The 19,915-nt window shown below is 61.4% G+C and carries 9 protein-coding genes and 1 pseudogene; 3 read left to right on the top strand and 7 right to left on the bottom strand.

Annotated features, from left to right (window positions below; all coding sequences use genetic code 11):
- Positions 1–223 (top strand): annotated as a pseudogene (locus tag DB354_RS22155) (IS4 family transposase); the annotation flags it as partial.
- A 470-nt stretch (positions 224–693) separates the two neighbouring features.
- Here the strand turns inward: DB354_RS22155 and DB354_RS00400 are convergent.
- The 6 genes from DB354_RS00400 to DB354_RS00425 all read right to left on the bottom strand — a co-directional run bounded on the left by DB354_RS00400 (position 694) and on the right by DB354_RS00425 (position 16,400).
- Positions 694–2,388 (bottom strand): RHS repeat-associated core domain-containing protein, encoded by a 1,695-nt coding sequence (locus tag DB354_RS00400; protein ID WP_107833453.1) that lies wholly within the window; start codon positions 2,386–2,388, stop codon positions 694–696.
- A gap of 115 nt (positions 2,389–2,503) precedes the next feature.
- On the bottom strand, positions 2,504–3,481 hold the full coding sequence (locus DB354_RS00405; RefSeq protein ID WP_107833454.1) for a transposase: 978 nt from the start codon (positions 3,479–3,481) through the stop codon (positions 2,504–2,506).
- A 902-nt stretch (positions 3,482–4,383) separates the two neighbouring features.
- Positions 4,384–10,488, bottom strand: a complete 6,105-nt coding sequence (locus DB354_RS00410; protein ID WP_146180045.1) for an RHS repeat-associated core domain-containing protein — start codon at positions 10,486–10,488, stop codon at positions 4,384–4,386.
- A gap of 18 nt (positions 10,489–10,506) precedes the next feature.
- Positions 10,507–13,074 (bottom strand): immunoglobulin domain-containing protein, encoded by a 2,568-nt coding sequence (locus DB354_RS00415; RefSeq protein ID WP_158277298.1) that lies wholly within the window; start codon positions 13,072–13,074, stop codon positions 10,507–10,509.
- Positions 13,075–13,208: 134 nt separating this feature from the next.
- Complete coding sequence (locus DB354_RS00420) at positions 13,209–14,462, bottom strand: hypothetical protein (RefSeq protein ID WP_146180046.1); 1,254 nt, start codon at positions 14,460–14,462, stop codon at positions 13,209–13,211.
- A gap of 525 nt (positions 14,463–14,987) precedes the next feature.
- A complete protein-coding gene (locus tag DB354_RS00425) occupies positions 14,988–16,400 on the bottom strand; it encodes a sugar porter family MFS transporter (protein ID WP_107833458.1) in 1,413 nt (470 codons plus the stop codon).
- Positions 16,401–16,598: 198 nt separating this feature from the next.
- Here DB354_RS00425 and DB354_RS00430 point away from each other — a divergent pair, with 198 nt between their 5' ends.
- Together DB354_RS00430 and DB354_RS00435 are read left to right on the top strand one after the other, a co-directional pair.
- Positions 16,599–17,345 (top strand): energy transducer TonB, encoded by a 747-nt coding sequence (locus DB354_RS00430; RefSeq protein ID WP_107833459.1) that lies wholly within the window; start codon positions 16,599–16,601, stop codon positions 17,343–17,345.
- Positions 17,346–17,442: 97 nt separating this feature from the next.
- Positions 17,443–18,009: a DUF2062 domain-containing protein gene (locus DB354_RS00435; protein WP_107833460.1), complete on the top strand. Its 567-nt coding sequence runs from the start codon at positions 17,443–17,445 to the stop codon at positions 18,007–18,009.
- Positions 18,010–18,160: 151 nt separating this feature from the next.
- Here DB354_RS00435 and DB354_RS00440 read toward each other — a convergent pair whose 3' ends face one another.
- On the bottom strand, positions 18,161–19,897 hold the full coding sequence (locus DB354_RS00440) for a response regulator (RefSeq protein ID WP_107833461.1): 1,737 nt from the start codon (positions 19,895–19,897) through the stop codon (positions 18,161–18,163).
- Between the last annotated feature and the right edge of the window lie 18 nt (positions 19,898–19,915).

Consider the following 19,915-nt stretch of genomic DNA (forward strand, 5'->3'; position numbering starts at 1 on the left):
TCCGAACGGAGTGCGCGTCCAGATCTGGACGGCGTTGTGCGCCTACCTGCTGGTGGCGATCGCTAAGCGCGAAAACGCACTGCCTGGAACTCTCCATCAAGTTCTGCAAGTTATCTCGATCGCCGCCTTGGAGAAAGTGCCTCTCCCTGAGCTGTTTACAAAACTTGATACAACGAACCCATCACTTGATATACCCATCCAACTGGAAATGAACGGGTTCTGATCAGACAGCCGTGGGAACGACCCCTTTTGACTGTCCAGTGATCTGTGCCGCGTTAGTCATCATCTCGGTGGTCAGGTTGGGCCTCAGCGCCCGCCTGACCACCCCCATGTCAACTTTGACTGTCTTCGCAGTTGAAGGGGTGGCTCATGGTGTGGACGGGGCGACATTGGTAGGTTCAGGTGTTCGGAAAACGGTCCGTTGCCGGACAGGGCCTCTAACGCCTTTCCTGCAGTAGCGCCCAAGCCCGTCGCCCAAGGCGCATACTTACGTTCAAGCAGACGGCCAGCACTGCGAGCATCAGCAATCCGCCAACGCAATACATGATCTTGGCGGAACCGCTGATCGGGAACGAGCAGGCAGCAAACGCAGAGTAGCTCCCCCAGCCTCCCGCAACTGCTGCAAACAATGCCAATAGAGCAAGGAAGCAATGGAACCCTATGCTCAAAATCGCAGGACGTTCTCGAGCCATATCATTTACAACCGTTCGCTGCCATTTCCGACTCAAGTTCAGCGACCTTCGCCGTGGCCGCGCGCTGTGTGACCTTTGCCCTCGCTGCGCTCAGGAATGTATTCCCGAGATCCTGCTTAGCCGCGCTAAACTTGTACGCTGCGAGGCTGGCGTTAATTCCAGCCTGCCCGATCGCGACTCCAAGCCCCACGCCAGGCGTGAATGCCGCAAAGCTATAAAAGTCGGCGGCAATATTCCCGGCATCGAGCGGTACATTCGACCACTGCCCTTGAGAAATGTCGTTTCCAAGAGCCCAACCATCGGCGCCAGCTCCAACTACCGTCGCGACTTTGCCAATGGTGGACCACTTAGCGGCCCGGTTTGGATAGTACGTCATTTCGCCTTGGAGCGATCTGCCTGTACGCTCAACCGTCTTTAAGAGGTAATCTGCTCTTGCGCCGGCGCCGAGCGAAGACAAAGCGGATGTAACACTAGTCAAATCTACGGGATCGATCGCGTCGAGCAAACCACCGAAGCCGCTGTACTCACCGCCTTGTCCGAACCGTCTGTCGTACTTTGCCTGTGTATTTTGAGCGGCTGCAAGTTGCGCCTTCAGGGTCGCGCAGTCTGGTTTGTTTGGGGCGTTGCCAGAAATGTCCCCGATCGGACCAACGACGATAATACCCGGGCTCCCAAAGTCATAGTCGTACATATCACCAAGGGAGAAGCCGATAATTCCGCCGGTCTCAGGTGGCCGCTTAGCCTTAACCTCAAACGGCTTCAGTTTAGTTATTTCATCTTCAGAGCCCATCCCGAGAATGTCTGTCTGATTGATCGGGTCGTTTGCCACAAACCCATACAGATTAGGGCCGCCGGCGGCGCCGATGGGGTCGCGGCTGATGAACCGGCCCAGGCTCGGCGAATAATACCGCCGGCCGTAATACACCAAGCCCGACTCCTCATCCGTGAACTTCGTCGCGTGCCGGAACGGGTTCGTCGTCGCGTACGTCCCCTCCGCGCGCATCCGCTCGCCAAACGGGCCGTACTCATAGACCGCCGCCGGGCTGCCGTCGCTGCTCATTAGCGCTGCCACGTTGCCGCCGCCGTCATACGCCGGCAGATACGCCGTCGCCGTCCCGGTGTGATCGACCATCTGCACCAGCGCTCCGATCCCACCCGTCGCATTCAGCGAACTCGCCAGGTCCAGCCCCCAAACATACGTCCGTTGCAGCGCGTCGGAGGCATTCACCTCGGCGATGAGGTTCCAGCCCTGATACACGAACCGAAGGTCCTGAATCGCCGTCCAGGTGGTCCCCGACTTGGTCGACACCACCTTCCCGATACGGCGACCGAGACTGTCGTACCGGAACTCCAGCCGCCGCGCCGGCAACCCTGCCGCCGCTGCCGCGTCCGTCGTCTTCATCTCGACCAACCGATTCTCCGCGTCCCAGGTGTACGCCCAGCGTCCGTCGGACTTCAAATTGCCATCCTCGTCGTAAGTCAGCGTCTCCGTCGCAGGCGGCAAAAAGGCGGCGACGGTTGTCGTCTGCTTCGTATCTGTCGCGCCCGGTTTGACCGCCTTGATCTGCACATTGGCATCGTAAGCTGGGCCATTGGCGTTGTCCAGAAACGCTTCACCGGCCCAATAGGTCTGCTGCCTTCCGGCCAAGATTCCATCGACCAACACCTTGGCCGCTTGGTCGACCGTGCCGTTCACGGGCGCATAGTGATTCTGCCGCGATTCCGTCTGGTTCAGATCGTTGGGTGTATAGGTCGCGGCAAACGTGGACGAGCCACTGCTGTTGGCGGACGTCCGAACGGATCATAAGGGGTCATCCCTTACCTTTTACCTTTCTGAGCCGGAGCAGGAACTCGCCGGCGGGATGATCGGCGTTTCGCGCAAGCCCGACGTGCTTGCTGACGTAGAATGCCGAACCCATCTCAAGCTGCTCGGCCAGCCAACCGTTCGGCACGCCCATAGTCTGCCGCAGATGCGTCGCGATCGCGACCTTCCACGCCGCTGACTTCGAATCGCCGGGCGCACATTGGCATCCGAGCGAGCTGAGACACTGATCCAGCACGACCCGCCAGCGCAGGCTCCGCTCCTCCCGGCAGTCGGCCGCCGTCCACGCATGATGGTCTTTCGGCACCAACTGCTCGCGCAGGACGGTTGTCTTGAACTCCTCGGTCCCCAACGCCCAACCCCGCGTCAGATTCACGTAGGCCTGGTTGCGTCCAGCCGGTCCTTCCGCCGCCTGCCACGCCATGTAGTCGGCGTAGCATCGCCAACCGGCCGGCGTGTCCGCCAAACCTCCAGCCTGCATCAAGAAATCCGCTACATCCAGATAGGCCGGACGAGCCTTCGGTCGGGCCAGAAAGCGATAGCTCCCGTGGCCGTAGTTCCCGAGCGCCTCCACCGTGATCATGCGGGCGCGCACGGGATTCAGGTGAATATAGTCACACACCTGTCCCAGGGCGGTCCCCTTCTCCACCAACAGCGCCTTGTATCGTCCCTGGAACAACTGCCCGTTCTCTCCCCGGTATCGGTTGAACCGATTCGCGTACACGCTTTGCAGCCACTGCATTCCCGCCACCAGGTTCCCCGCCGGCGTTTCGAGCGCCAAATGGAAGTGATTGCTCATGACCACCCACGCATGCAGCACCCACCCGTACCTCTCCGCCGCCTCCGCCAGGCACGCCTCAAATGCGTCCCGCGCCCCCTCCTCCCGGAACACCCACGCCCGATAGTTCCCGCGATTGATCACGTGGTACACCGCCCCGGGGTACTCCACCCGCCATTTGCGCGCCATGCCTGCTCTCCGTGCCACTCTGTCTTCTCCTTATCAAGGTAAAAGGTAAGGGATGACCCCTTTTGACTGTCTCCGCTCGCACGGTACGCGTCGATTAACGCCAGCCGCTGCGCTCGCGGGATCACTCGCCGACCGCGCCCGTCGCGTTTCTCGCCTGTGTCCACCACCTCCGCTGTGATTGCTCCCATCCGCGGGAGCTTACCGAGACTCGCTGCCGCTCGCTAGGAGGCACTCCGGCGGACGCTTACGAAGCGACCGGAGCCGCAGGGCGACCAACGGGAGCGGGATTCGCCGACCCGCCGCGCGGCCCAAAGCGCAGCGACGGCCGCGTCCCTTGCGGCGGTTGAGGCGAGCCCGGCACCCTGCCGGGCGCAGCGGAGGGCCGGGGCTCACCTCGGCGGTCGCGACTGGCGGGAACGAAGCGCAGCGCAGTGGACGCCTGACGCGACGGCGGGCTCGATGCCCGCCGCGTTCCGCGCGGCATTCTTGCCGCGCACGCCGTCCGCCCGGCCCGACCGCTACTTTACCGCACGCAGCGACGAAGCCCGGAGCTTGCGGAGGGTGGGCCGAGCGCAGCGACAGCCCATCGCGCAGGAGGACAGCAGATCGCGTGACAGCTTTGCTGGCGCGCGATGTGCCGCACGGCTCTTAAGGCAGGTTACCTTCCGAAGAACGAACGCGTGACTTTCAATAGAAAGGCAACCGGACCTAAAGCTGCGCCAACAGTCAGCATCAGCATGAGTGCGACCCTGAAGCCCATTCTCACAAGAATGAGCGCGTTAGGACGCACGCGCCAAGTTTGCGCAAAGAGTTCAACTTCACGGTAGGTCAGCCAAGCGAACAGTCCTGTAAGCAATGTGAGCCCGACAAGAATCAGCCGCCGCTTTCGCACAGCCGGTGAGCTATTTGCATCCTCCATCGACAAACTCCTTCTTCCATTGCGCTACGTTCTTTAGGCCGATTATCGCGTTGAGGTTCGCCGCCTGGCCGTTGGCAGCGATGCTGGTGAGATCAGCCATCTCTATGTCGTTTTGCGCGCGTTGGGATTCGCCGTCCCACACGAACTTAAAGCCCGAGATCGCCATCTTGAATGCAGGGACTGCTGTCACGAAGTCTGAGGCCAAGCCGGCCGAACTTTGAATAAAACCCAAGCCATCCCTATTGTATATGGCGCGTCCCACTTGCGCAGCGTCCCAAACGTTATTCACCACGCCAACAGCGTTAATAACTTTGGCTCCGCCGCCGGAATAAACGCTTGTCAGCGCCTTTCTAGCACCTCTGGCACCTACCGCATCGAGGCCAGCCTTCCCGAGCCGGTAGCCGCCTTCAGCAAAATTCTCGGCCATGTCAGAGTAAGGCATGCTCTGATCCAGCCCCTCCATCACCGCTCCCATAATTCGATCCGCGATGCTTTCCCGCGAAACAGTATCAACCATTCCCGCCAAAGTTTTCTGATTGTTGGCAATCTTCGCAGCCAACGTATCGCAATCCTTCTGACTGAGTTTTTTGTTTGGATCACCCTTGTTTGGAGCTACCGGAGCACTCGGCCCCAAAGGCGGAGGCTCACCCGGGCCGTATACCCCGTAGTCTGTGTTCCCTAGCTCATCATACGGCGGCCTTCTATATACATTCGGGCCAGGATCCGACGGCGGATCGTCTTGGGCCATACCCAAATAGTCCGAGCGGTTGACCGGATCGTTGGCCACAAACCCGTACAGATTCGGTCCGCCGGCGGCGCCGATGGGGTCGCGGCTGATGAACCGGCCCAGGCTCGGCGAATAATACCGCCGGCCGTAATAAACCAGGCCCGACTCCTCATCCGTGAACTTCGTCGCGTGCCGGAACGGGTTCGTCGTCGCGTACGTCCCCTCCGCGCGCATCCGCTCGCCAAACGGGCCGTACTCATAGACCGCCGCCGGGCTGCCGTCGCTGCTCATCAGCGCCGCCACGTTGCCGCCGCCGTCATACGCCGGCAGATACGCCGTCGCCGTCCCGGTGTGATCGACCATCTGCACCAGCGCCCCGATCCCACCCGTCGCATTCAGCGAACTCGCCAGGTCCAGCCCCCAAACATACGTCCGTTGCAGCGCGTCGGAGGCATTCACCTCGGCGATGAGGTTCCAGCCCTGATACACGAAGCGAAGGTCCTGAATTGCCGTCCAAGTGGTACCCGACTTGGTCGACACCACCTTCCCAATACGGCGCCCGAGACTGTCGTACCGGAACTCCAGCCGCCGCGCCGGCAGCCCTGCGGCCGCCGCCGCGTCCGTCGTCTTCATCTCGACCAACCGATTCTCCGCATCCCAGGCATACGCCCAGCGTCCGTCGGACTTCAAATTGCCATCCTCGTCGTAAGTCAGCGTCTCCGTCGCAGGCGGCAAGAAGGCGGCGACGGTTGTCGTCTGCTTCGTATCCGTCGCGCCCGGTTTGACCGCCTTGATCTGCACATTGGCATCGTAAGCCGGGCCATTGGCGTTGTCCAGAAACGCTTCACCGGCCCAATAGGTTTGCTGCCTTCCGGCCAAGATTCCATCGACCAATACCTTGGCCGCCTGGTCGACCGTGCCGTTCACGGGCGCGTAGTGATTCTGCCGCGATTCCGTCTGGTTCAGATCGTTGGGTGTATAGGTCGCGGCAAACGTGGACGAGCCACTGCTGTTGGCGGACGTCCGGTTCCCCGCGTGATCATAATCAAAATCGTAATAGCGGCCGGGCATCGGCGCCGTCAACGTCGTGACATCCGATCCGAGGTAGCCCGTGGCAGTCGTGAGCTCACTGCGGTTATTGTAACCGTACACGTAGAAGGTGTCGTTCGCGTAGGAGCTAAAGACTGAGCCAGATTGCTTAGCGGTTTCGCGTCGGAACAGGGCGTCGTAGGTATATTCATACTTGGCTTTCACTACGGTGCCGAACTTCGCGTCGACGGCGGAGATCACGTCCCGATTCGCCTCATAGCTTCTAGACTGGGCATACCCGAGAGTGGTTTGCTTCACGCCACTCACCAACGAACTGTTTGGGACAAACTCGTACTCAAACTCGCGCTGCGTGACCCCCATCTGTGCCGCCGTCAACTTCGACGGATTGCCAGTGACTTCACTATACGTCCACTTACTCAGCATGTCACGCCCCAGATTGCCCTCGATGCCCAGCTTGTAGCCATTTGCGCGTCCCGTCACCGTGCCGGCAGTGCCATCCTCATACGTATACGTCATCCAACGAGTCCCAAAGTACGCCGGCAGCTTCTCGGTCTCAAGCTCGAGGTGCGTGCCATACACCAAGGTTCGTGTCTGAGTGGCAGATCCAGTGTAGATATCCGTCGCCGTTTCGAGCTGACCCAAGCGGTTGTAGGTGTAACTGACGCTCGGCGTTCCATCGTTGTAGGTGATGTTACTCCGCTCCGCCGTGCCCGGATGGTACTCGTACGTCGTCGTAACCCTAGCCGCGGTCGTATTCAGCCGCGCCCATTTTCGCCCTTCCACCAGCCCGCGTTCATTATATGTGTAGTCGATCTTTCGACCATCATCATCCTCTTGTTGCGTCAGAAGCCCCGACGGACCGTCATATCGATATATGGTGGAATTACCCGTCGGGTTCTCCGGCCACTTCACCGCGGTCCAGCCCGTCCCCGCCCTGAACGTTGTGAGAAGGGACAATTCGCCGTAGCTATTATAGATTCGCTCCACCGGCAGCACGGCCGCGCCCCACTGCCGCGTCTGCCGACCGGCACAGTCATAACCATAATACGCAAACATTCCGTTGGCATCCTTGACCGACTCCACCCGTCCGCCCTTGTCGTAGGTATACGTCGCGACAAGTCGCGCCGTGCTTTCTGTTTCCGACTTCTTGTCAGTTTCAGTGACAGTCTGCACCAAATCCGTGGCATTCTCTCCGTTCGCCAGATACGTGAAGCTTTTTGTCGTGGCGGCCGTGCGCGAATCAACCTGCGCCGTCAGCCGGCCGAGTCCGTCGTACGTGAGGGTCTCCACCCGCCCGTCCGCACTGGACCGCTTAACCACAAGCCCGTTGCATTGCACCTCAACGCTAGCACTGCTGGCGCCTGGGACGGAGACGGTCGTCGTTCTCCTGCGCTTTCCCGATTCCACCACGACTGACGTATTCGTCGCGTTCCCATAGGCATCCTTCTCCACCACCTCGGACATCAGCCCCCCGGACCATCCGGTGAGGCGCCGAGACGTTCCTTTCACAAACACCCGGCTAGTTGCCGAGGTTACTGACGGATATGTCCATTGCTCGCTCACCTCCCACCACGAGTTGCCGATCTTCGCGAACCCCCTGCCGTGATCGGTAATCCGATCCTTCACATCGGATGAGAGGAGCGTTCCATTGGCCCCGAGATCAATTCCCTCGGATTTCAATTGGCCAATGGAGTCATATTCGAACATCCGGGGTGAGAACCCGGTGCGCGTAACCTTATCAAGCAAGCCTGTACTCTCGTTGAACACGGACACCTCCACGATGTCTGCTTGCCCGGTGAAGCCCGGCTTTCGCTGTTCAATCGTTCGTCCGAGCCAATCCGTCGTCGTCTTCTCCCACCGTGCGGAGTCTGCCGTTGCTAAGTGTACGACTTCTGAGATGCCAGTCGTCTCCACAGCATATGAATAGTACCGGTCAACCCCGGTGCCGTCATAGACGCACAACGTTTTTCCATCGACCAAGGTATCCGTGATTACGACGCCGCCGCACGGCAATGTCTCCGCCGTCCGGCTGACTCCGGCCTCTGGAAACGAGTACAGGCTTTTGCGCGACCGCCCATCCGGGAGGACAGTTGTGTCTGGCCGCCCAGCGCCGTCGTAAGTGTACGTCGTGGTACGAGAAAGATCGTTTCCGCTCGATTGAGTCTCCGACGCCTTTTGGTTCGACGCTGTATAGTCATACGTCACGACCGACGCCGCAAACGATTGATACCCATCCAATGCGTCGAGAGCACTTGTCGTCACTGTGTCCGGTCGGCCAACTGAATCGTAGGTATACGTACGCTCAATGCCAGTCTCGTCCGTATCCGAGGTAAGGTAGCGCCCATTCCACGTCCAACTAGCGGCGGCACCCGTGACGTAGCTGATTGACGCCAGTCGAGCGCTGTCTTGCCACTCTCGCGTGGTGTCTACAATCGGATGCGTCAGGTCCCAATTGACTCCGTCCCAGACATATGTCTTCTCCCGGACGATATTGTCGTCGCTGTCCCGAATGGTTTCATTGAGTGTGGACTGATTCGCGACCAAGACAATCGATTCGAATGTGATACCATTGGCGGTCGTTACTGCTGTCCCTCCCGTTGACGCACCGATAAGCACCCATGTTCGGTAGGCGTACCCCGAACCAACGGTGAACGTCCCGTTCGCATAGCTCCCGGATTCGTAGGCGAAACACTGCCGCAATCCCGAAGGGGCAGTAATCGATAGAGGACGACTAGCTAGCCAGAAGTTATCGTATGGGTAAAACGCCTTGGTTGTGGTCGTCGTGAATGTGCTCGCACCGCTGTAATCCTTTGTCGATTGGGTATAGGCATAGTCGTCAAACGTGTAGGTACGCTCACGCTTGGACACCGTGGTATCACCAATCTTAACCTCCTCACTCCCTGGGTAATTTTTGAAGGCTCCCGTTTCGCCCACATAGTCATAGGTCGTGATTTTGCTGAGCGTCGCTGTTCCCGTACTCCATGGCTCGGTAACTTTGGAAATCTTCCCAAGTCGGAGGGCATCACTATAGTAGTCAAACTCTCGATAGAAACCATTAGGGGACATGATCTTCTTGATCTGAAATGCCTTACCTTTGCCGGCGTTATCCGCGTAGTACTCCCAGGTCGTTGTCAGATCAGGCGCCGTGGCCTCTACATTAGACCAGACTTCCTGCTTCGTGAGATTCTCCACACTGTTTACGGTACTCCAAGTCAGCCGCTCTTTCGCGATGACAGTGCCGGCATGATTCTTGGTAGCGATCGCGACCTCCCGCGTCGCACCGTTTCGCGTTGCGACGTGCCTCTCAATGCGCTCATCGTCTCCACTCCCCTCAATTAGAGTCCAAACGTCCGCGGAGGTATCGCGGAATACGAACTTCTGAAACGTCAGATTGCCGTGCTGTACGGTTATTTTGAGGCAGTCAGCCCCTACCGGGCTGGATGCCGGTAATCCTGTTGTCGCCTTCTCGAGCGTATATGCCGCGTAAGCAGTCGTGCTATACGTGCCAGCACTATCGGTTGCATAGAACTTGATCGCATACTTCGTTGCGCCGTCTGCGACAACATCCACTCTCGCTTGGCTGGTCTCTATGCGCTTGCCGCCGGTGATGGCACTCCAACTCCCGGAACTTAGGCCACTAGCCTCGGGGCCGACATAATCCAACCCACTTGGGGTGAACACCGCACTCGGCAATCCAAAGCCCGCTCCCACTCGTCCGTCGCTTCGAAGCTGGAGACGCCCAGCCGACTTGCCATTCTTCAATGTACCCAAACCAAGCTCGAAGAGCAGGTCACCCACGGCAAATCGGGTCAACTCACCAGCTGGGGCCGGATTGAGAGTGGAACGCTCAATGATCTGATAAGTGAAGGATCCCCCCATGCCCACCGCTCCACTGGTCGACCCGCTAATATGAGGCGATTCGCCTTCCGGAATACCATCGCCGTCCCTATCTACATATGCCACGTAACCGGCTGGCAATTTGAGGGCCAGGTCGAATGTCCCGTAGTCCATCGGGTCCGCGACATCTCCTAAGCCACGCTCGAAGGTGAACGTATATTTCTTGCCGACCAGAAGCCCTACATACATCGAAATCGGCTCGTCGCTCGCAGACACATCCGAACCGCCAGATTCTGCGGGATGCCGCGCTAAATGCACCTGGCTGGCGCCTATGTGGGTATACAGGTCATAGTTCTTACCTGAGGTGACACCCTCGATCGCAACATTCAACAGAGCGCGCCGCTCCATTGGTTCCGCCGCGACCGCCGTGCAGCCAAGCAGGAAGAGACCAAGCGTGATAATGTGATTTTTCAATGTAAGTTCCTCCCGAGTTTATGGGGTGTGCACCTTCAGCCCGATGTTTCCCGGCGCCGCGGCGTTGGTTGGACTCGTACCCAGCAAGTTCTCTTCACCATTGGTTAGCCCATCGCCATCTTCATCTCCCGCGGGATCGAGTGCGGTGGTCCGGGCCGAGCCACTACCACTCGGGGATACGACCCCTCCAGCGGCCGCACGAACGCGGAAATAGTACGTGGTACTCGCTAGGAGTCCGGTCACATCACATTGAACGGCGGAACCAACACTGCGGTTTGCATATCCGCCCACGAAGGAGCTGAAGCTAGCGCTGAGGGAGACGTCGACGTAGTACCCCGTCGCACCCGGCATCGCGCCCCATACCAACCTGAATCCATTGCTTGTGAGGTTCGTCGACAAAGGCGCAGGCGCCGCGAGGACGATAAGCTCGGCGGCGCTCGATCTGGTACTCCCGCCGCTGTCCGTGACAACAACGTGGTACACTCCCGAATCGCCCGCCACCGCGCTTCCAAATTCGAGCGTATTGGATGTCTTACCAGCCAGAGGAGAATCATCTTTATACCACTGGTACGTGATCGACGCTGAGCTGGTCGCGGAGACGGATAGCACCACTCCGCCCCCCGCAGGCACAATCGCGGATTGTGGCTGCGCCGTGATCGTCGGCCCGCCGACAACATCAAGCGTATATGGGCCAGCGATGCTGCTCGTGGCGTAATTTCCATCGTCGTATTTTCGGACGGAGTAGGTATACTGACCTGGCATCGGAGGAGTCCATGTGCTTTGGGTCGTGCCAGTTGCAGAAACACGCGTCCCCGCCTTGGCAATATCCCCCGACGACACTATTGCGCCAGCGCTATCACGACCTGGCCATGTGGTATAGCCATGGACCATGAATTGCCATGTCCCATTGCCACTTCCACCAGCGTATGGGGAGCCGACTTGGGGCACAAATGCCGCACCGCGCGCGATTGTCATGTTCGCACCACTGACCGTCGCCTGGCGCAGGCGAACATTGAAGCTCGTCATCGTACTGGCATTACTGTCGTAGGCTCCGAAGGTGTCCTGCGCACGAATATGTACGCTGTAGCTCCCGGTCGTCATGTTTGTCGTCCATTCAAACGTGCCGTTCGCAGAACTGCCGCTGATTTGTGCGGAGCCGATGTGCGGCCACGGCGGTATGACGGGGGTCGCGATATAGAAGTGAACCCACGCGAGATTCCCGTCTGCATCGGTCGCCGAGCCCGTAAATGTCACCTTCTCGCCGGCGATAATGGTATTGTCCGGGTTATTGGCAGCAGAGGTCGTGATTCCCGTGGTGATTGGCGGAGTGTTCACCACAATGTCGCGCGATTGTGAGCCGCCAAAGTACTGCACCCCGTTCTCCATCCCCGTAAAATGGTAGGTGTATGTCCCAGCCGTGGACGGAAGCGTCATATAGAATCGCACGGTCTTGCGCTCTCCCGGAGCAACTGCTCCCAGGCCCGGGTAGTACAGATGGTTCCAGTCTTGGTCCGCGAGTTCGAGATAGTAATTGTCGGTCCAAGTCGTGGTGCCGCTATTGAGCACCGTCGCCTCAAATGAGATCGTCTCGCCTGGAGTACCGCTCGTCGGGAGGTCGATCGACTCCCACGTAATTCCATTCGTTCCCGCCTGCACCGTGATCTGTACCTCGCCGGAATAGTACCAACTACTAGGGTCGCGGCTTGCCCCCTTAAGGGTGTACGTGCCCGCGTTCGGAAACCGCACCTCGCAACTCTGCGATTTCTCCCCACAGCTGGCGAACGACATGTAGCCGTTGTTTGGAGTTGAGCCAGTGAAGGTGTACGGCCCCTCATCAATCTTGAAGTAGCCCGATGTTGGGCTGGTCATATCGAGATTCATCGCGTCCAGATTTCCGTCCGGGTCCGTGGCCGTGACGGTAAAGGAAACCGAGTCCCCTCGTGTGATGGTAGTCTTGTTGGGAGAGATTGAGATGGTGGGCGGCGTATTTCCCGCCGCGACGGTGATTGTGAGTCGCTCCGATGGTATGTTCTGCGCCCACGGATCGCGTGTCCGCCCTCCGGCGTCACGCGCGTTAACCCAAAGCTGGTACTCACCCGCGCCTTGATTGAAAGTGATCGAACGCTCTACGCTTGGGTCACTAGAAGCAGGGACATCGAACCACGGTTGAATTGCATACACCGCTCCAGAAGGAGTGCGCCACGCGATCTCTAGCTGCGTGATATCGCCATCGGCGTCGTGAGCCGTAAAAGTATACTTGGGGACCTCGTCCCGACCGACCGCGGTTGGGCCAGAAGTTGAAGTCGAGCTAGGACTGTTGGTCGGACCGCTAACCGTGAAGCTCGCGTAAGCGATGGCTACTTCGTAGTGTGAAGTGGTCGGGGACCAACCGATGAACCCAAAAGTATAATTGTGCGTCCCTACGTAGCTCGAGCCTCGCGGATCTGTCCAGGTGAAGCTGGTGTAGTTTGGATAGAATCCACCGTTCGGAGTCCCGATGCGCTCGACGAGCGTGTTCCCGTCGTGGACTTGAATGAACTCGAAGCCGTACGGTGCCGTCGTCCCGTAATCGTCGACCTCGAGCAAAAACGTGGGAACAGTGCCAGGTCCACCGGACCCACCCGTGGCTCGGGCCCATCCCGTATAAGCCGAGGCCCGTCCCGCAATCAGCAGGCTCGTCATGAAGAGAACTCGAATGAGCGTATTCATCGCGTATAGGACTAGCGGCTAGCGCGTTGGATGAGTGTAGGTATATCCTGAATATCGCCGTAGCCGGCTACCTTCCCTCCAGCGTCAATAATGCAGGCATAAGGGAGTTGCCGCACTTTGAAGGCCTGCGCGACCTCGCTGCCGAAACCAGTTGGGCCCGTGCAGTGGATGCCCTTATACGGCACTTTCTGCTTCACCGAAACCAGTTGTTCCTTGGTCGCACCGAAACCGAAGTATATCCACCGCGCAGTGGTAGGCGTGGCCGCAAATTTCCGCGCGAGCGCTTCGATCTGCGCGACACCTGCACCAGCATCCCAGAAGAAGACCACCGTCACCGTCCCGGTTGGCGCCGCTAGGTTGAGGGCGTAGTTTTCATCCGTGACAAGCGACAGCGGCGCGGCCGTGCCGACGAGGGCATCTCGAGCCATAATGCTTTTCGCGAGTCCCTGCGCTGCGGCGGGCGCCTTGCCGGCCAGCACCTTCCGGGCGACGCGCACGGCGACCTCTGATTCGCCGGCCTGCATAACGCTGGAATAGAGCCCAAAGACAGCGTCATTTCCCCCAAATTCCTTCTCAAGCGCGCGCCCAAGGCGTTCATGGAACTCCCCACGTTTTCCCTGCCCCGCGCGAGCGTGATCCGCGATCGAATCACTTAATAGGGCAATATCGAAGCGGTCCTTGGTTAATACGCCGTTGTCTTTCCGAAAGGCCGCCGCGAGTTCCTTGGCGGTTTGTTCAGCTCCTTCGATGCCATACCGCGACGCGCGATAGAGCGCATCGATTTCGATTTTTCGCACCTCAACGCTCCGCGCATCACCCGCGCGATTCGTCCGAAACGCCTTGGTCTTTGCGATAAGGGCTTTCAGCCGGTCCACTTCCTCATCCGCGACCGTTCGCTTCAGCGCGGGGGTGTAGTTTGCCGCAGTCGACTTCGCAACCGCGGTCGTCTTCGTAAGCGCCAGGATAGATGCAAGGTCGTTACCCGCCGCCGCATTCACATCGGACGCCTCCGGAGCCGCCGCCGCTGATAACGCGCCCACTCCAATCAAGCCTGTGCAAACGGCGGTTCGAACCACAGCAGGCAACCTGAGTAACCCACTCCCGCCCCGGCTGCGATGGCTGCCGCACGCCCTTTTTATTTGTGATTGTTTATTGTTGCATGCCGCCGGCAGGTTCGAATCTAGCTCCAAAACGCAGCACTGAGCAGCTGCAACTTGTGGGGGATTCTGCGATTGGAGTGACTTCGCCAGAAGACGTAAGTTCATGATCGAAAGCGTTGTTATGAGGCGGCTCGGGCCGGCAACGCGTACGTATTGTCACGTACATCACCAGACAATTGAATTCGCCTAGCCTCGGTCCATGTTACTCATTTTTGACATCAGAATACTGTAATAATATGTCTTATTACATTAATTGATTTGCACTAAACATTTCACAGGAGTGCTTCCGCCAGCCCTGTACCCAGGCGTCGTTCGAGCGCAGGATCGTGGATTCCTATTCGAGGATGGCTCCTGATCTCTGCCGAAATCCGCGCGGACTGTCGGCTGCTCAACGCGTTGAATGCCTACGGTATGTTCCAGCTGTGCCGCGGGGATTGGTTTGTGAGAGCAATGTGGCGGCGAGGCGGTGCCCGACGGTAGGAGGTAACGCCGGCCCTCGGCCGAGCGTTCCTGCAATAGGGTCAACGTTCGCGCCAGGCCGGGAGAAGAACACGTCTCTCTGGGGCCGGGAGCGGGGGCGACATTCCAGACTCCGCGCGTGGGTTTCTGGCGCGTCGAGGGAGCGCCGGACTACGGCTGCTCGATTTCCTCCAGGCTCCGGCCCTTGGTCTCGGGGAGGCGGAAGAAGACGAAGGCGAAGCCCAGCGCGCAGACGGCGGCGTAAATCCAGAACGTCCCCGCCGCGCCGACCGCCCGGTTCAGCAAGGGGAAGGTGTAGGTCAGGACGAAACACGCCACCCACAGGCATCCGACGGCTATCGACATCGCCAGCCCGCGCACCCGATTCGGAAACGTCTCCGAAATGACGACCCAGGTCACCGGCGCCAGCGACATCGCGTAGCACCCGATCGCAAGCAGCACCAACCCGAGCATGTGCACTCCCTGGCTGTGCAGGGCGTAACCCGCCCCGAGGACAACATAGACGACCGCGAGCGCGCCGGCTCCGAACAGCATCAGCTTCCGCCGCCCCCAGCGGTCCACCGTCGCCAGCGCCACGAACGTGAACACCAGGTTCACCGAGCCGGTGATCACGATGTTGAGCAGGATGTCCGACACCGAGTAGCCGGCCGCGGAGAACACCTCCTCGGCGTAGTTGAACACCACGTTGATGCCACACCACTGCTGGAACACCGCGAGCACGATGCCCAGCCCGAGCAGCCGGCGCACCTTCGGCGTGAAAAGCTCGCGCCAGTCAACCCGCGCCGAGTTCTGCCGCAGCGTCGCTTCGATCGCGGCGAGCTCGACCGCCGCGCCCTCCGCGCCGGCAATCCGCGTCAGCACCCGCCGCGCGGCGTCCGTCCGGCCGGTCTTCGCCAGCCAGCGGGGGCTCTCCGGGACAAAGCACGCGCCGAGCAGAAACAACAGCGAGGGCACCGCCGTCACCCCGAACATCCAACGCCAGCCGGTCTGCCCGTTCCACGACGCCAGGATCTCCGCCGCCGTGGCGCCGGCCGGCACTGGCTCCGCGATGAAGAGGTTCACCACCTGCGCCGCGAGGATCCCGATCACGATCGTGAGCTGGTTGAGCGACACCAGCCGACCACGCACCGCGGCCGGCGCAATTTCGGCGATGTAGAGGGGCGAAAGGCCCGAGGCCAGGCCGATGGCGGCGCCGCCCGCGATGCGCCAGGCAATGAATTGCGCGAAGGTGCCTGCCAGGCCCGTCGCGACCGAGGACGCCGCAAACAGAACTGCGGCCACGATCAGCATGCGTTTTCGTCCCCATCGCTCCGCCGCCACGCCCGCGCCCAACGCGCCCACCAGCGAGCCGATCAAGGCGCAGCTCATCGCCCAGCCCTGTTGGTCGGGCGACGTGAGATTGAAGAACTTTTCGTAGAAGGGCTTGGCCCCGCCGATCACCACCCAATCGTAGCCAAACAGCAGTCCGCCGAACGCCGCGATCGTCGCGACCAGCCAGACAAACCGGCGGTTGTAGTCAGGGCGCGACGGCGCGGCCGGGTGGTCACGGGTTGAGGTAAGCATGAGGGGTAGCGTCGAAACTATCGCATCAAGGCGGCCGCCATCCCATGCAGGCGGTTCTGAATTTGATGGACGATTTTACGGACGACGGCGCACGCCGGGGCCCGACTTTCTTGCCGAAGCCTGATGCGGGAATCTCATGCCCAATGAGAAGGGCCACGACCCGCGGCGGGGTTATGCTGGGGTCAACCCCGTCACGCCGTGAAAACCACCCACCTGTTTTGGGCTGTGTTCGCGGGGGCCGCCTCAGCGGCACTGGCCGCGCCGTCGGCCCCGTCCGCCTCCCCCGCCGCTGACTTCGCCCCCTGCCGGGTCATCAAGCACGCCGAAGCCGTCTACCCCGCCCGCGCCCTCGCCGCGGGCGTGACGCGCGGCGAGGCGTCCATCGTCCTCGAAATCGATCCGGCAGGCCAGGTGCTCGACCGCCTGGTCACCGCGTACACCCACCCCGAGTTCGCCCGCGAGGCAGAGCGCACTGTCGCCCAATGGACGTACGTGCCCGGCAACTACCAGGGCCAGCCCGTCGTCTGCGTGCTGACCGTCACCTTCGAGTTCTCGGTCAACGGCGTGCTCGCCATCCAGAAATGGTGCGACCCCGCGCAGCCATCCGATGCGTACATCGGGGGCACGTTCGCCTACTTCGCGCACGGCGCGGGGACACTCGACCGCGTGCCCGTGCCGGTCCGCGCGCCTGCGCCGCCGTACCTGCCTGAATGGGCCAGCGAAGGACGCCGCGGCAAGGTGACCGTCCGCTTCTTCATCGACGAAACCGGCCGCGCCCGCTTCCCCACCATCGCCGCCGAGCCCGACAGCCTGCTCGCCCGCGCTGCGGTTACCGCCGTCAAGCAGTGGCAGTTCGAGCCGCCTCGCGCCAAGGGCCAGCCGGTCCTTGCGTACGCCGAGCAGACGTTCGACTTCCGCCCGGCGCCGCCCGCCAACGGCTCCTGAGCCCCCCACCGCCCGCCTGCGGTGCCCCCGCCCGGCCGCCCGCCCGCGGCTGAACCCGGCTTTCCATCGCCGGATTCTGTGATATCGCTGCTGCCTTGTGTCCGACCCTGTCTCTCCTGATTCAGCCTCAGCCTCCCTTCCCGACCGGCCGCGCAACTTCTGGCGCCGCCGGGTTACGGACCCGGTGGTGGCGCAGCTGACGCAGGGTCTGACCCCGCACAAGATTGCGCTCACCATCGCCGTCGGCAGCGCGCTGGCGCTTTTCCCGATTCTCGGCACGACCACGCTGCTCTGCCTCATCGTGGGCGTGGTCCTGAAGCTGAACCAGCCGATCATGCAGGCCATCAACTACGCCTGCACGCCCCTGCACCTGCCGTTCATCTTCTACTCGTTCCGCTGGGGCCACCGGTTGTTCGACGACCCCGACACCCCGCTGCGCTTCAAGCCCATGCTCGCCCTCCTGCGCGCCTCGCCCGTGGACTTCCTGGAGCGCTACGGCCTGGCCGCGCTGCACGCGATCATCGTCTGGGCGGTGCTGGTGCCGGTGTGGATCGTGGTGGTGTATTACGTGATGCGGCCGATCCTGCGCAGCGTCGACCGGCTGCGGCTGGAGAGCGCCGCCAAGGCCGCCGCCGAGAAGGCCGACGACCACCCCGTGCCGTAAGGCCGCCCGCCGGCCAACCAAGGGCCGCGGCCGCCCGGCACCGCCGACTTCCGCCAAAGGAAATGTCACCCCAGGCACGGGGAAGTCACCTGCTCGTTCCAGCTTCGAGACTATGACTGTCTCCACGTGCCCGGGATGACAAAGGGGTTGCTCAGCCCGGCTCCGGCACCATCGGCGCCGGTTCGAGCGTGAAATAGAACGTGGCCCCCTGGTCCACCACCGCCTCGGCCCAGACCGCGCCGCCGTGCCGCTGCACGATTTTCTGCACGATCGCCAGGCCGATGCCGGTGCCGTCGAACTCCTCGCGGCGGTGCAGGCGCTCAAACACGCCGAACAGCCGGTTGTAGTACTTCATGTTAAACCCGACGCCGTTGTCCTTGACGTAGTACACCGTGGGCGTGCGGCCGCTCACGCAGCCGATCTCGATGCGCGCGCGCTCGCGGTTCGCGGTGAACTTCACCGCGTTGGAAATGAGGTTCACGAACACCTGCAGGACCATCGCCGGGTCGCCCTTCGCCGCAGGGAGATCCGCCACCTGCACGTCGATGACGCGCTTGTCGTCGGTGCCCACCGCCGCCACCGCCTCCCGCGCCACCGCGCCCATGGCGATGTTCTCCTGCTTCACGTCTTTCCGCGCCACGCGGAAGAACGCCAGGAAGTCGTCCATCAGCTGCGTCATCCGGCCGCTGTTGCGGTTGATCGTGTTCACCATGCGCACGACCTCGGGCGAGAGTTCGCCCGCCTCGCCCGCCGCCAGCATCTCGGAATACGCACTGATCGAGCGCAGCGGCGTCCGCAGGTCGTGGGCCAGTGAATACGAGAAGGACTCCAGTTCCTGGTTGAGCATCTGCAGGCTGATCGTGCGCTGCTCGAGGTCGGCATTGAGCCGGCGGATTTCATCCTCCCGCTCGCGGCGCTCCGTGATGTCGCGGGCGAAGACAAAGAGCAGCCCCTCGGCCGCAAACGGCGCCACCGTCCAGCCGAGCCAGTGGTGCCGGCCGTCGCTGGCGCGGAAACGGCTCTCAAAATACAGCGGCGTGTCGGCCTGCTGCGCGTTGGTGATCGTGGCCTCGGTCAGCGCCGCGTCGTCGGGATGGATGAAGTCCGCGATCCGGCACCCCTGCAGCGCGTCGGCGCCGTAGCCGAGCGTCTTCTGCCACGTCGGATTCACCTGCGTGAACCGGCCGTCATAGGTCGCGATCGCCAGCAGCTCGATCGAGAGCCGGAAGAAGACGTTGCGGCGCGTTTCCCACTCAATGCGCGCGTTGGCCGCGTCGAGCTCGCGCTGCAGGCGCTCCTCCTCCGCCCGGCGGAGCGCCTCCGCCTGCCGCTGGATCTCGCGGTTCTTCTTCGCGAGCTCGACGAAGACGCTGACCTTGGAGCGCAGCACCTCCGGCGTGACCGGCGTGAACAGGTAGTCCACCGCGCCGAGCGCGTAACCGCGGAACACGTCGACGTCCGCCGTGCTGAACGAGGTCACGAAAATGATGGGGGTGTGCGCGCTCGACTTGCGCTGCCGGATGAGCGCCGCCGTCTCGAACCCATCCATCACCGGCATGTTGATATCGAGCAGGATCACCGCGAACTCCCGCCGCAGCACCAGCCGCAACGCCTCGGGCCCCGAGGCCGCCTTCACCACGGTCTCGCCCAAGTCGGTCAGCGCCGCCTCGAGCGCGAGGAGTTTGTCCGGCTGGTCGTCGACGAGCAGGATCTCGATCGCATCCGGCCGTGCCGCGGGGGCCGGAGTCGGTGGGAGTGCGTCTTCGTTCGCCACAGGTGCGTGCCCATTGACCGCGCCATTGCGCCGGCGTGCCGTGCGCGGCGGCCGGCCGCCGTCGGGCGCGATCGCCACGCGCAATGGATCGGGCGGCACGGGCGTGGAACTCATGACGACGGGAGGCACGGG

It is taken from the genome of Opitutus sp. ER46, assembly GCF_003054705.1.
GTDB lineage: Bacteria > Verrucomicrobiota > Verrucomicrobiia > Opitutales > Opitutaceae > ER46.